Here is a 13,096-nt window from a genome sequence, read left to right on the forward strand (position 1 = left end):
GGAACACCGCCGCGACGCCGACAAGACTGTGGGCATGGATCAGGAACCCGTCATCTCCGCCCGGAACGTGCGGATGTCGTTCCCCGACGGCGCGGGCGGCCGCGTCCACGCCGTCGACGGGGTCGACCTCGAGGTCGCCCGAGGAGAGGTCCTCGCCCTGTTGGGGCCCAACGGAGCAGGCAAGACCACCCTGCTGGACATCCTGCTGGGACTCACCACACCGCAGACCGGCGATGTCACCGTCGGCGGTCGGAGCCCGCGGGTCGCGGTGCAGTCGGGCACGCTCTCGGCGCTGCTCCAGACCGGGGGCCTGCTACCGGATCTGACGGCCGCCGAGACGGTGCGCATGATCGCCGCGCTGCACGCCGACCCGGCCGACGCCGACGAGGTCATCGACACCGCGGGGGTGCGGCCGTTCGCCTCGCGTCCGGTGGGCAAGTGCTCCGGCGGCCAGCAGCAGCGGCTGCGCTTCGCGCTCGCCCTGCTCCCCCGGCCGGAGATCATCGTCCTCGACGAGCCCACGGCCGGGATGGACGTCTCCGCGCGGCACGAGTTCTGGGACCGGATGCGCACCCAGGCCGACGAGGGCGTCACGGTCATCTTCGCCACCCACTATCTGGAGGAGGCCGAGCAGTTCGCACGCCGGACGGTCCTGATGGACAGCGGCCGCGTGCTCGCCGACGGGCCGACCGACGAGGTGCGTGCCCGAGCCGGCGCGGCCTACGTGACGGCCACCTGGGACCCGACGGTCGCCGAACTGGAGCGTGTACCGCATGTGGTTCGGGCCGACCGGGAGGGTGCCCGCGTCGCCTTCCGCACCGAGCGCTCCGACGAGCTCGCCCGGTATCTGCTCACGACCACGAACGCACGCGCTCTCACCGTGCGGCCCGCCAGTCTGGAAGAGGCGTTCCGCCTGCTGACGGAGGACTCCGGACACGCCGGTGACACCGCGCGCCCGGCGGCCACCGTCGGCCCCGAGGAGGTTTCGGCATGACCGTCACGACGACCCCGCAAACCCGCGCCCGCGGCAGTTATGACCTGATCAGGTACATCGTCATGGACTTCCGGCGGAACCTGCGCAATGTCGGTAACAGTTTCTTCGTGATCGTGCTGCCCACCGCCCTGTTCCTGTTCTTCGGCGCCTCGATGGACTGGTCCGGCGCGCCGGTCGGCGTGGGCAACGTCAGCGCCTGGACCATGATCGCCATCGCCTCGTACGGCGCCGCCATGGCCACGACGTCCATGGCCGGTTCCGCCGCACTGGAGATCCACCAGGGCTGGGGCAGGCAGCTCGCGCTGACGGCCATGCCGCACGGGGCGTTCATCGTCGCCAAAGCCACGGTGGCCGTGGCGATGGCGGCGCTGCCGGTGCTGGTACTCAATCTCGCCGGCATCCTCACCGTCGCCGACATGCCACCCGGCACCTGGCTGGCCACCGTCGCACTGACGATCGCCGGATCACTCCCGTTCGCCTTCTACGGCCTGGCCGTCGGCCTGAGCTTCCGGTCCGACGCCGCCGTGGGGGCGGCGACCGGACTGCTGGTGATTCTCAGTTTCCTGGGCAACGCGTTCATGCCACTGGACGGGGTTCTGCTCGACATCGGCCGGTTCACGCCGATGTACGGCATCGTCGCGCTGGCCCGTTATCCGCTCACCGGGGGCGACCTCATCGCCATGGGAGGAGGGGCGACCAGCGCAGATCCACTGTGGATAGTTCTGGCGAACGTCGTCGCCTGGACTGCCGTGTTCGCCGTGGCCTGCCTGCTGTTGCAGCGCAGGCGCACCACCCGGCGGTAATATCGAGCACGGCAGGAATCGGGCAGGATCGGGGTCATGGGGATACGCTTCTATCGGCTGCTCTACGCAGGGGTATGGCTGGTGTTCCTCGCCGTCCCCGTGACTTCCGCCGTGAGCGCGGAGGTCGCAGGCGGCCTGCGGGTGCTCGCCGTCGCCGCCACGGCGTGCTTCGCGGTGGTCTACCTCGAGCTGTTCTGGCACAAGCCCGAGAGCGACGATGCGACCCCGGCGCGACGCCGGCTCGCGGGCCGCATCGTCGTGCTGGCGTTGTTGGCCGGCGCGGCCGTGCCGGCCACCGGCTACACGGCGGTCACCTTCGCCTGTTTCCTCACCGCGGCGCTGGTGTTCACCCTGCCGCTGCGGTCCGGGCTGGTCGGCGGCGTCACGGTGTGGGTGGCGGCCTGCCTGCTGGCGCTGCCGTTCGCCGAGACGCCGTGGCCGTTCTTCGGCACCGGCTTGGGCGTCCTGTTCATCGTGGTGATCCGGCTGGCTGATCACTTCGAGCACCGGCAGCTCGACGCCCAGGAGGAGTTGCGGCACGCCGCCGAACGCGATGCCATCGCCCGCGACGTCCACGACGTGCTCGGGCACTCGCTGACCGTGCTGTCCATCCGCTCGCAGCTGGCCAGGCGGATGATCGACATCGATCCGGAGCGGGCACGGGAGGAGATCGACCGCATCGACTCGCTGGCACGTGAATCGCTCGGGCAGGTGCGCTCGACCGTGGCACGGCTGCGCACACCGCTGCTGGCCTCGGAAGTGGAGACCGCCCAGGAAGTGCTGGCGGCCGCCGGGATCACGGCCGACGTGGACGTACACACCGTCGAGGACTCCGAGGCCGAGCTCTTCGCCTGGGCCCTGCGGGAGGCGGTCACCAATGTGGTGCGCCATTCGCAGGCCTCGATCTGCCGGGTCAGTGTCCGGCCGGGACGGCTGCGCGTCGAGGACGACGGCGTGGGCGCAGCCGACGAGGCCCACGGCGCCGGGTCCGGGCTGCGCGGACTACGGGAGCGGGCGTCGACGTCCGGGGCATGGCTGTCCCTGTCCCCGCGCTGTGAAGACGACGACCGCCCCGGAACGGTGTTGGAGGTGGGGCACGCGTGATTCGACTACTGCTCGCCGACGACCAGGATCTGGTCCGCGGCGGTCTGGCCGCGCTGCTGTCGTTGGAGTCCGATCTCGACGTCGTCGCGGAGGTCGGACGTGGCGACGAGGTGCCGCACGCGATCACCGCGCACGACCCCGATGTCGCGCTGATCGACATCGAGATGGCTGGTGGTGACGGCATCGAGGCCACGGCGGCGGTGACCGCCTCCGGGGCGCACTGCCGGTGCCTGATCGTGACCACCTTCGGCAGACCGGGATACCTGCGCCGGGCCATGGAGGCCGGGGCGGCCGGATTCGTCGTCAAGGACACCCCGGCCGACCGGCTCGCCCAGGTGGTGCGCCGGGTGGCCGGCGGGGAGCGCGTGGTCGATCCCACGCTGGCGGCGGACTCGCTGGCAGGTGGCGTCGACCCGCTGACCGACCGCGAGCGGGAGGTGCTGCGCGCCGCCGCCGACGGTGCCTCGGTGCGCACCGTCGCCACGCAGCTGCACCTGTCCCCCGGAACCGTGCGGAACCACCTCTCGTCGGCCATCGGCAAGACCGAGGTGGAGAACCGCTACGCCGCGGCGCGCCTGGCCCGCGAGCGCGGCTGGATCTGACGTGACCGTGCGAGCGGCCGGGCAGGGGACGCTCGCTCGCACGGTCACGTCGCCCGCAGCGCGTACAGCGCGATCCCGGCCGCGACGCTCACGTTCAACGAGCTCTTCTGCCCGTACAGCGGGATCTGCAGCAGCAGATCACATCGGGACCTCAGGTCCGGGTCGATACCGTGCACCTCGTCGCCCAGCACCAGCGCAACCCGCGGATCGGGCGAGTAGTCACCCAGGATGGCCGCATCCGGATCGATCTCCAGCCCGGCGACCGTGTAGCCCTCGTCACGCAGCGAGTCCAGCAGCGCGTGGACGTCCTCGTGCCGCCGGAACGGCATGGTCCGTTCGGCCCCCGCCGCTGCCTTCGCCAGCCTGCGGGTCTGCCGGGCCGCCAGCGTGGGGTCCCGCTCGTCACCGGGGTGCTGCGGGTACGGGGTGAATCCGGTGACGTGGACCGTGTCCACTGCGAAGACTTCTCCGGTGCGCAGCAGCGAACCGACGTTGTGTGCCGAACGCAGGTTGTGCGCCACCACCACGATGCTGCGCTGGTCGGACGTATCTGGCTGAGCCACGATGCCGGGCTCGTCGGAGGTTCCGGGCTCGTCGGAGGTTCCGGGCTCGTCGGAGGTTCCGGGCTGGTCGGCGGCGGCGCGCTGGTCGGGAGAACCGTGCCGGTCGGGAGTGCTCACGGCGCGAGAACTTAGCAGGCCGCGCTCACCGGCCCGGCTGCTGCGGACGTGGCGCCGGGGTCGACTCGACGAGCTGTTACCCACAAGTCCCCCGCGCTGGACCGTGCGCGCCATCGATCGCGGGGCCACCCTCCGGCCGGTTCACGGTGATCGGCAGATCGCGGACTTCTGCTGCCGTCACGATGTCGAGTAATTGTACGCCCTGGTGCGGGTCGCCGATCTCAACGGCGACGTGGCCGAGGTTCCCGATCATGTAGGACACCGGCAGAGGGATTCGGGCGGCCCGGCGACGCGCATGTTCTCCCGATAACGCGCGTGCAGGGCGGCAGGACAACGATCGGCCGCAACCACGCTGAGAAACCGGCAGCCTCGCTCACCGGCCCGGCCGTAGAGACGTCTCCACGGTCTCACCGTTGAGGTTCGGACGCACTCCGCCAGAATTGTATAACCCTATTGTGTAATATCTGTCTCGATCGTTAGTTCGATACCATCGTTGTTGTGGATGGTGTGAGGGAGAAGATCGAGCGAGTCGGTGTTGTCCGGGCTCGGCGGGCGCGGCTCGATGCCGAAGGACTCGAACTGTTGGCGGCGATCGCGGCGGATGCGGGCGAGGACCGTGGTGTGGTCGAGGAGTTGACGCCGGTGTTGCGGGTGTCGACGCGCGAGGTGGAGCGGCGGATCGAGGATGGGCGGTCGGTGGTGCGGCGGATGCCGCGGCTGCACGCGGCGATGCAGAACGGTGCGGTGGAGTCCTACGGCGCGCGGCGGGTATTGGCCGTGGTTGATCCGCTCGACGACGACACCGCCCGCCAGGTCGACGGTCTCCTGGCGGAGAGGCTGGTGGATGCGCCGGAGACGGCGTGGCAGCCGGGCAACCTCGCGCAGCGGGTGCGCCGGCTCGTGGAGAAGGCCGACCCCGACGGGCAAACCGAACGGGCCCGTCAGGCGCGGGCGGAACGGAAAGTCGAACTCACGCCGGGCGAGCACGCGATGTCGTCTCTGGAAGTGAGCCTGCCGGCCGAACGGGCGGGTGCGTGTTATTCGCGGGTGGATGCGATGGCCCGGTCGCTGCGGCACGGTGGTGACCTCCGCACGCTGGATCAGCTACGGGCCGATGTAGCCGCCGACCTGCTACTGGGGCGTGACCCCGGTGTTTCTCCGCCGGAGGCGGCAGCCATGGTCTACCTCCACATACCCGTCGACGCGGCCCTGTCACTGTCCAACAACGGGTGCGAACTGGACGGGTACGGGCCGATCCCCGCGCCGATCGCGCGGGAGATCATGACGAACGAGCGGAGTATTTGGCGTGCGGTGTTGTGTGATCCGTGCTCCGCGTCAGACTTTGTGGCTCAGGGGTTTTGTAGGTTCCTGAGCAGGAGGTATTGACGATGTCACGTCCACCGGTGGTGCCGGTCGAGGACAAGCAGCGGATCGTGCTGAGTGTGCTGGCCGGGGAGATGACGCTCGCGGAGGCGGCGCGGCGGAACAAGGTTTCCGAGCAGTCGGTGTCGCGGTGGAAGAGCCAGTTTCTGGAGGCGGGCCGGGCCGGGTTGGCCGAGGGTGGCAAGTCGGGCCCGTCGTCGCGGGAGCAGCAGCTGCAGGCCGAGGTCGACGAGCTGACCACCGCGTTGGGTGAGGCCCATGTGCAGCTGCGGGTGTGGAAGAAGTCTGCCGAGGGCCAGCTGGGCCCTTCGAGGACCTTGAGATGATTCGTCAAGCTGCAGGAATGCCGGTCTCGAGGTTCGTGGAGTTGGTGGGCATTCCGCGTCGGTCTTACACGCGCTGGCTCGCTCGGGAACGGGCCGGTGGCGGGCCGGGCAAGGGCCCGTGGCCGGCACCGGCGGTGGAGGCCGCCGAGCCGATCGTGGAGAAGTACGCCCAAGTCTGGCCGGCGTGGGGTCACCGCAAGATCTACGGGCTCTTGGTCGCCGATGGATATGACTTCTCAGCGTCCACAGTTGAGCGGGCGATGCGGCGACGGAACCTGCTGCAACCAGTGACGTATCAGCGGGAACGTCGCCAGCTGGCTGCTGCACGCAAGGCGGCCTTCGCCGACCAGCCCAGTCGGCCGTATCAGGTGTGGCAGTTGGATTTCTCCGAGTACGAGACCATCACGGGTGGCGTGTGGCGACTGGCCGGATGCGCCGACTATTACTCGAAGTACGAGTTCGGCTGGCATGTGGCGACCACGAGCACGGCCGCCGATGCCATCGCGGCGGTCGAGCTGGCCATCGCCGAGGCCGAACGGCTGGTCCAGCGACCGTTACTGGAGCAGCAGACCGATCCGGACACCGGCGAGATTCGGCCAGTCATGCTGGTCACCGACAATGGTTCCGCGTTCACATCCGTTCGGTTTGAACGCTTCCTGCGCACGCGTCCGGAGCTATCCCATGTCCGCACGCGAGCGAACACCCCTGGACAAAACGGGGTACGCGAGCGGGCGTTCGGCTCGCTGAAGTACGAACACCTCTACCGCCTCGAGATCGACGACGGCCAGAGCCTGGCCACCGAAGCCGAGCAATATAGACAGGTGTTCAACCACACACGCCCGCACGAGGCCCTCGGGCTTCGCAGGCCAGCCGAAGTCCACCACGAAGATCAACAAACACAAGCATCAACCGCGTCAAACTGAGCCACTTTCTTGACGCGGGACAATCCGGGCACGGGTGAGCCGGTGGATCTGGGGCGCACCCGGCGGCGGCCGAGTGCGGTGATCCGGGAGTTGGTGCGGGTGCGGGACCGGGAATGCGTCATGCCCTGGTGCCACCGGCCCGCCCGGCACTGCGACCACGACCACGAACACCCCTGGGCCACCAGCAGCAGTGGTGACAGTGACAGTGACGGTGGTGGGTCGACGTCGGTCGCCAACGGCGGACCCCGCTGCCGACGACACCACCGACTCAAAGACCACCCAGGCTGGAGCGCCCGCTACGACCCCGTCCACGGCGTCACCCGCGTGACGACACCGCACGGAGCGACCTACACCGCCCACCGCGAACCCGTCCTCACCCCGACACGCGACACTCCGACACGCGACACCCCGAGCCGCACAGCCCTGGAACGTTAGGACCCGGGACGTCAGGACCTGGGACGCACCACCTCGGGACGACAGGCGCCGACACGCCGCGCCCCCGCACACCGCCACACCACCCGTGCCGAACCGGAACGAGAAACCACCACCCCGGAACACCACGACAACGACAGCCCACCCTTCTAGGGACTGTCCGATGGCTGGTGTAACTGGTCGTTGTGGTTCAGTTGGTTGTTGAGGGGACGATGCGTCCCGGGAAGCTGATGGCGAAGGCGTTCAACTCCGGCCTCCGACGCATCGCCCACCTCGTTCGGCCCCGTCCGGTGGGGTCGAACGAGGGCGTCCATGAAGATCACCGGATACACGTGATCGAGTGGGCGGTTGCACCACTCGCTCATCTCCTCGAACACCTTGCCGGTACTGCGCGAGATCGTGTCCTTGGACACCGTCGCACCGTGAACGTCCTCGACGTGCGCGGCGATCTCACCCGGTGGTCAGTCCGCGGGCGGTCAGCGACAGCACGATCTCATCGATCCCCGACAGCCGCCGCTGGCGCTTGGTGACCAGCTGCGGCTCGAAACTGCCCTCGCGATCGCGCGGCACCTCGATCTCGACCGGCCCGACCTCGACCGGCCCGATCTCGACCGGCCCGATCTCGGTCTGCACCGTCTTCGCCCGGGTGTCGTTGCGCGAGTTCCCACTATGGTGCCCCGCCGGATCATGGGGCTCATACCCGAAAGGCTCGGTCATCTCCGCTTCCGACGCGGTCTCGAGCACCTGCTTGGTAAACCCGGTCAACACCCCATCCGGACCGACCAGCTCGCCCCCTCGCTACGGACTGACGCCACCAGGTGCCGGGCAAACTGCTGTTGATCAATCTGAGCCGACAGCGACTCGATCGTCTCGTTCACCGGTGTGCTGAGGTTCTGTGGTTGTGTCTCGGTGTCAGCCGCTTTTCGGATGCTCAGAGCTCGTTGATTGAGGAGATTCTGCCGCGCCCGACGAGGCGCAAGGGCAGGCCGTTCTCGGACGTCAGGCTGAAGGTCGAGGGAATCATCTATCGACGGGGCTGGGGACCGTGCGCCTGCCCCGAACGACCTGCACGATCCGGTCGACCGTGCGACGGTGACATCCGAGCAGCTACCGGCGCCGGAGGCAGCCCGACAAGGAGGACCCGGCGATGACCACGACAGTACTGACGGGCGCACACGTCTGGGACGGCACGGCCGACTCGGCCATGGGACCGTGTGACGTGCGGATCGACGACGACCGGATCACCCGGGTGGGTCCGGACCTCGATCCGGGGCCCGGCGCGACCGTGATCGACCTCAGCGGTCACACCCTCACGCCCGGGTTCATGGACTGCCACACGCACGTCACCGTGTTCCCCGACATCACCCACGCCCTGACCGCGTCGGGCACCGCAGCCGCGCTCCGCGCCATTCCGACTCTCCGGGCCCTGCTGGACAACGGATTCACCACCGTCCGGGACCTGATGACCGGCGACCCGTACTACGCGACCATCGACCTGCGCGACGCTGTGGCCGCCGGCCTGATCGACGGGCCCCGGATGCTGGTCGCCCCGCATCTGATCTCCGCCCGCGGTGGTCACGGCGATTTCTCCGGCGCCCTGGCCGATGATCTCCAGACCACCCACCGGCCGCTGGAAATGGCCGCCGCCGACGGATGCGACGAGATCCGGACCCGGGTCCGGCAGGAGATCCGGGCGGGCGCCGACTGGATCAAGTTCGGTGCGACCGGCGGCTTCTCCAGCCCGTCCGACGACCCCGAGCAGACGACCTACAGTCAGCAGGAGATGACGGCGCTGGTCGAGACTGCACGAGACCTGGGCCGCCCGGCGACGCCGCACTGCTACGGCGACGAGGGCGTACGTCGCGCCGTCAGGGCCGGGGTGCGCAGCATCGACCACGGCAATCTCGCCTCACCGGATGCGTTGCGGATGGTCGAGGACGCGGGCGTGTTCCTGGTGCCCACTCAGTACACGATGCTCGACAACGCCGAGCACGCCTTCGACGAGGCCTACTGGAAGAACCTGCCGAAATTCAAACAGGAGAAGTTCCAGAAGCACCGCAAGGCGCTGTTCGCCAGCGCGGAACACCTCGCCGAGAGCAAGGTCAAGATCGCGTTCGGCACCGATGCCGGCATGTTCCCGCATGCCGACAACTGGCGCGAGTTCCCGACGATGGTCGCCAACGGAATCGGCGAACTGCGCGCGCTCAAAGCCGCCACCAGCATCGCAGCCGAACTCCTCGGCCTCGACGAGCTCGGAGTCATCGCCGAGGGCAAGATCGCCGACGTGATCGCCATGCCGGGCGACCCGTTGACCGACATCGACGTGACCGGGCGAGTGGACTTCGTGATGAAGGGCGGGGTCGTGCACCGTAGACCCGGCGGTGCACGACCCGTCGCGGCTACGGGGTGACGACGGCGCGGCCGCGCAGGGTGCCTTCGTGCAGGCGGTGGTAGGCCTCCGCCGCATCGTTGAGGTGGAACGTCTCGGTCTCGACCCGGATGTGGCCGCTGCGGGCGAGCGCGAACACCTCCATCAGTTCCGGCCGAGAGCCCCAGTACGGGGCACGCACGGTGGCGTCGTACGGCGCCGCGAGGATGCCGGCGCCGACCTGGCCACCCCCTACGCCGACGACGACCAGGTCGCTCTCGGTTCCCCGCAGCGCCGAACCGAGTTCGAGTGTCGGCTCGGCGGCGACGAAGTCGAAGATCGCCGTGACGGACGGGGTGCCGATCGCCTCGGCGATGCGGTCCTTCGCCTCGGGCGTCGACGGGAAGGCGAAGTGCGCACCGACCTCCTTCGCCAGCTCGAGCTTGTCGTCACTGACGTCGAGTGCGATGACCGTGGCCGTGGTGAGTGTGCGCAGCAGCTGGATCGCCACGTGTCCCAGACCTCCCGCGCCGATGACGACGGCCGTGCTGCCGGGCCCGAGCTTGCCGAGTGATCCCTTGATGGCGTGATACGGCGTGAGCCCGGCGTCGGTGAGTGCGACGTTGCCGGCCGGGTCGAGATCCCCCAGTGGGACGAGGAAGCGAGGATCGTCCACGACCATGTACTCGGCCATCGAGCCGTCGTGCCCGAGACCGGGCGGAGTGATCCCCAGCTCGGCGGCACGCTCGCAGTAGTTCTCCTTGCCCTGCGCGCACTGGATACAGCGGCCGCACCCCCACGGCCCGTAGACGGCAACGGAATCGCCGACCTCGACGCCGGTCGCGCCCTCGCCGAGCTTGTCGACGATCCCGGCGCCTTCGTGCCCGAGCGTCATCGGTAGCGGATAACCGGCCCGGTACTGCTCCTCCGGCAGACTCATGACGAACGAATCCGAGTGGCACGCGCCGGCAGCCGTGACCCTGAGCCGCACCTGGCCGGGACCCGGTTCGGGCAGCGGAACCTCACGCACCTCCGGTGGAGCTCCGACCTTCACGTACTGCAGCGCCTTCATCACGACCACCTTTCCGCGACCCCCGCCGCATGCCTTTCCGGCGGCCCCTGCCGCATCGCCGGAACCGCCCGTCATCGTCGCACCGACAAGCACCACTCGCACCGGGCAGCAGCGCCGCGCCGCACGCCGTCAGATCAACGCCGTGACATCGGGTTCCGGGCCGGTCGAGACGGTGCCGGTCGTCTCGAACGTCTCGAGATCGAGGATCGCCACCGTGTCGATGTCCAACAGCGTGACGAACGCGGCCGGGGCCGACGGATGGAACGAGATTCCCGCCGGGATTCCCTCGAACGCGATGGACCGTTCCTCCCGCAGCTCGGAGTCGTACCGGGTGACGGTGCGGTTCTCGATGTCGGTGGTCAGCAGCGTGTCCTGCCCGGGGATGACGTAGACCCGCAGCGGATCTCCCGGCACGGCCGCCCGCTTCTTCTCCTTCAGCGTCCGCGCATCCAGCGCGACGAGCGCCTTGTCCTGGCGGGCGCCGACGTACAGCCACCGCTCGTCCTCGCTGAGCGCGCAGCTCTCCGGCAACCGCCCCGGCGAGGCCGTCACCGGCGATTCGGTGGCGTCGTGCGGGTCGATCCTGCTCACGGTGTGCGACAGCAGGCCGGTGACGTACGCCAGGGACCCCTCGCGGTTCGTCACCACCATGTGCGTCTTGATCCCGCCGGTGTGCACCGCCGCGGACGGGGCCCCGGCGGTCGCGGGCTCATCGATGCGCAGGAGAACGGCCTTCTCCTCGCTCAGCACGTAGAGCCGGTCCCGTTCGTCGATCGCGATGCCGTGCAGCCGGTTGAACGGGCTGAGGTCGATGGTCCGGACGAGCTCACGCGCGGCGAGGTCGACGACGAACACGCTCGACCCGCCGGTGCCCACGTCGCCGGACATCCGCACGCCGTAATGCCCGATGTAGGCGAACCGCCGCGCACCGTCGAGGACCATCTCGTGCGGATACTCGCCGAGCTCGATCCGGTCGAGCAGAGCACCGTCGGCCACGTCGTGGAAGGCGACGGCGTGGCCGCTCTTCTCCACCACGACGAGTGTCCCCTCACCCGGATTCCCCCGGCCGCTGTCCGTCTCGTCCGCGGGCATCGGTCGCCTCACCACGTCGAGTCGCCCCCTCGTCGTCGCCGCCCCGGCGGTTCCCGCGCAGCACCGGCGTTTCCCGCGCAACACTATGGGAGCGGGTGAGCGCGAGCAACGGCCGACATCGACTTCGATCGCCGCCACCGCTTCGGACCCCACTGCTCACCACGGGTCTGCACATCCGAGGAGCGTCACGGACGTCCGGTCGCATCAGCCGCCGGACTCCGGCCCGACGAGCGGAGCGACGTACGACACCGCGCGGCCGTGCTCGTCCAGCACCCAGCCGAGTCGCTTCGGCGTACGCAGGACGAGCGCCGACTCCACCACGGTCAACGGCGCCAGGTCGTGTTCCAGGTACTCCTGCATCTGCATCGACTCCTCGATCGAGCGCATCCAGGTGGTCACCAACAGGTTGGCCGGACCGGGCAGGCTGACGATCTGCCGCACCGTCGAGCGCCCCCGCAGCTGGTTGACGCAGTCGGGAACGTGCCCGACCGGCACCCGGCACCACCAGTTGTGCACGATCGGCGAGGGGGTGTGCCCCTGGGCGATCTCGCATCGGAACGTGATCGCGTCGCCGGCGAGAAGCCGACCGAGGTGGCGGCGCACGGTCGCCACCGGCCGCCGGACCAGTCGAGCCAACTGGGCCGCGTTCCGGCGCCCGTCCGTTCCCAGGGCCTGGACGAGGTCCACGTACGGCGACTCCCAGGGCGTCACGCTCGCCGGTCGATCGGCTCCACCCTGTCCGCCACCGGCGGGCGGAAGCGCCGTCAGCGCCTGAGTGCGCGCCCTGTCCAGGGCGCCCACCCGCCAGCTGCTCCCCTCCAGGTGCATCCGCGCGGCCAGGTGGGAGCGGGTGTTGAGGACCCCGGGCAGACCGGGGAGTTGATCGAGCAGCAGTGCGGAGAGCTCGGCCATTCCGCGCCCGAAGACGGTGAGCACGAGGCTGTACTCCCGGGAGGACTCCTCGATCGTCATCACCGCGGGCCACTGGGCGAGTTCCTCGACCAGCTGCCGCACCTGCCCGCTGGCGCACCGCAGCTCCACGTACGCGACGCGGAGCTCGTAGTGCACGCTCACCCGCGGATAGGCGGTCACCCACGCGCTGCCGTCGGCCCGCAGCCGATCCCACCGGCGGGCCAGCGTCACCGGCGCGACGCCCAGAACGGAGCCGAGCTGGGTCCAGCTGGCCCGCGGCCGCACCTGCAGGGCGTGAATGAGCGAAAAGTCCTCTTCATCGAGGTCAGTCATCATCATTTCTCCCAGTACCGCCCTTCGATGAGCGAATCCTTCGATTTTACGCCTCTGCCGGCGTGGCTCTCA

The 13,096-nt window shown here is 69.3% G+C and carries 12 protein-coding genes and 1 pseudogene; 8 read left to right on the forward strand and 5 right to left on the reverse strand.

The features are described 5' to 3' along the window. The first annotated feature begins 34 nt into the window (after positions 1-34). The 4 genes from LY41_RS20000 to LY41_RS20015 are packed head-to-tail and all read left to right on the forward strand — an operon-like array spanning position 35 to position 3,503. A complete protein-coding gene (locus LY41_RS20000; RefSeq protein ID WP_253865719.1) occupies positions 35-994 on the forward strand; it encodes an ABC transporter ATP-binding protein in 960 nt (319 codons plus the stop codon). Beyond that, positions 991-1,797: a hypothetical protein gene (locus LY41_RS20005; protein WP_253865720.1), complete on the forward strand. Its 807-nt coding sequence runs from the start codon at positions 991-993 to the stop codon at positions 1,795-1,797. Before LY41_RS20000 ends, LY41_RS20005 begins: the two co-directional genes overlap by 4 nt. A 36-nt stretch (positions 1,798-1,833) precedes the next feature. Then, positions 1,834-2,901, forward strand: coding sequence for a sensor histidine kinase (locus tag LY41_RS20010; RefSeq protein WP_253865721.1), 1,068 nt, complete (start codon positions 1,834-1,836; stop codon positions 2,899-2,901). Continuing rightward, complete coding sequence (locus tag LY41_RS20015) at positions 2,898-3,503, forward strand: response regulator (protein WP_253865722.1); 606 nt, start codon at positions 2,898-2,900, stop codon at positions 3,501-3,503. The genes LY41_RS20010 and LY41_RS20015 overlap by 4 nt, the downstream gene beginning before the upstream one ends. Positions 3,504-3,547: 44 nt before the next feature. On the opposite strand, the gene LY41_RS20020 is transcribed toward LY41_RS20015, so the two are convergent. Continuing rightward, positions 3,548-4,183 carry a TrmH family RNA methyltransferase gene (locus LY41_RS20020; protein WP_253865723.1) on the reverse strand — a complete coding sequence of 212 codons (636 nt, stop codon included), beginning with the start codon at positions 4,181-4,183 and terminating at the stop codon, positions 3,548-3,550. Between the two features lie 498 nt (positions 4,184-4,681). On the opposite strand from LY41_RS20020, the gene LY41_RS20025 reads away from it, so the two are divergent. Genes LY41_RS20025 through LY41_RS20035 form a run of 3 tightly spaced genes read left to right on the forward strand, consistent with a single transcriptional unit; the run spans position 4,682 to position 6,815 of the window. Beyond that, positions 4,682-5,569 (forward strand): DUF222 domain-containing protein, encoded by an 888-nt coding sequence (locus LY41_RS20025; RefSeq protein ID WP_253865724.1) that lies wholly within the window; start codon positions 4,682-4,684, stop codon positions 5,567-5,569. 2 nt (positions 5,570-5,571) lie between these two features. Continuing rightward, on the forward strand, positions 5,572-5,892 hold the full coding sequence (locus LY41_RS20030) for a helix-turn-helix domain-containing protein (protein WP_253865725.1): 321 nt from the start codon (positions 5,572-5,574) through the stop codon (positions 5,890-5,892). Next, the gene (locus LY41_RS20035) at positions 5,889-6,815 is read left to right on the forward strand and encodes a DDE-type integrase/transposase/recombinase (protein ID WP_253865726.1); all 927 of its coding nucleotides are present in this window, start codon (positions 5,889-5,891) and stop codon (positions 6,813-6,815) included. Before LY41_RS20030 ends, LY41_RS20035 begins: the two co-directional genes overlap by 4 nt. Before the next feature lie 713 nt (positions 6,816-7,528). Here LY41_RS20035 and LY41_RS24195 read toward each other — a convergent pair. Continuing rightward, positions 7,529-8,125 (reverse strand): annotated as a pseudogene (locus LY41_RS24195) (transposase); the annotation flags it as partial. A 269-nt stretch (positions 8,126-8,394) separates the two neighbouring features. On the opposite strand from LY41_RS24195, the gene LY41_RS20045 reads away from it, so the two are divergent. Next, entirely contained in the window at positions 8,395-9,657 is a 1,263-nt protein-coding gene (locus LY41_RS20045; RefSeq protein ID WP_253865727.1) for an amidohydrolase family protein, read from the forward strand. Here the strand turns inward: LY41_RS20045 and LY41_RS20050 are convergent. The 3 genes from LY41_RS20050 to LY41_RS20060 form a co-directional block, all read right to left on the reverse strand. Further along, the gene (locus tag LY41_RS20050) at positions 9,647-10,687 is read right to left on the reverse strand and encodes an NAD(P)-dependent alcohol dehydrogenase (protein WP_253865728.1); all 1,041 of its coding nucleotides are present in this window, start codon (positions 10,685-10,687) and stop codon (positions 9,647-9,649) included. The genes LY41_RS20045 and LY41_RS20050 overlap by 11 nt on opposite strands. A gap of 129 nt (positions 10,688-10,816) precedes the next feature. Next, the gene (locus LY41_RS20055) at positions 10,817-11,779 is read right to left on the reverse strand and encodes a YncE family protein (RefSeq protein ID WP_253865729.1); all 963 of its coding nucleotides are present in this window, start codon (positions 11,777-11,779) and stop codon (positions 10,817-10,819) included. A 204-nt stretch (positions 11,780-11,983) separates the two neighbouring features. Then, entirely contained in the window at positions 11,984-13,024 is a 1,041-nt protein-coding gene (locus LY41_RS20060) for an Lrp/AsnC ligand binding domain-containing protein (RefSeq protein ID WP_253865730.1), read from the reverse strand. Positions 13,025-13,096 lie beyond the last annotated feature (72 nt).

The sequence above is a fragment of the Prauserella halophila genome (assembly GCF_024171895.1).
Lineage (GTDB): Bacteria > Actinomycetota > Actinomycetes > Mycobacteriales > Pseudonocardiaceae > Prauserella > Prauserella halophila.

What these genes read in the sequence shown, in the direction of transcription:
- LY41_RS20000 (WP_253865719.1), top strand. Translation starts at nt 35, where the DNA reads ATGGATCAGGAACCCGTCATCTCCGCCCGGAACGTGCGGATGTCGTTC.
- LY41_RS20005 (WP_253865720.1), top strand. Translation starts at nt 991, where the DNA reads ATGACCGTCACGACGACCCCGCAAACCCGCGCCCGCGGCAGTTATGAC.
- LY41_RS20010 (WP_253865721.1), top strand. Translation starts at nt 1,834, where the DNA reads ATGGGGATACGCTTCTATCGGCTGCTCTACGCAGGGGTATGGCTGGTG.
- LY41_RS20030 (WP_253865725.1), top strand. Translation starts at nt 5,572, where the DNA reads ATGTCACGTCCACCGGTGGTGCCGGTCGAGGACAAGCAGCGGATCGTG.
- LY41_RS20035 (WP_253865726.1), top strand. Translation starts at nt 5,889, where the DNA reads ATGATTCGTCAAGCTGCAGGAATGCCGGTCTCGAGGTTCGTGGAGTTG.
- LY41_RS20045 (WP_253865727.1), top strand. Translation starts at nt 8,395, where the DNA reads ATGACCACGACAGTACTGACGGGCGCACACGTCTGGGACGGCACGGCC.
- LY41_RS20050 (WP_253865728.1), bottom strand. Translation starts at nt 10,687, where the DNA reads ATGAAGGCGCTGCAGTACGTGAAGGTCGGAGCTCCACCGGAGGTGCGT.
- LY41_RS20055 (WP_253865729.1), bottom strand. Translation starts at nt 11,779, where the DNA reads ATGCCCGCGGACGAGACGGACAGCGGCCGGGGGAATCCGGGTGAGGGG.
- LY41_RS20060 (WP_253865730.1), bottom strand. Translation starts at nt 13,024, where the DNA reads ATGACTGACCTCGATGAAGAGGACTTTTCGCTCATTCACGCCCTGCAG.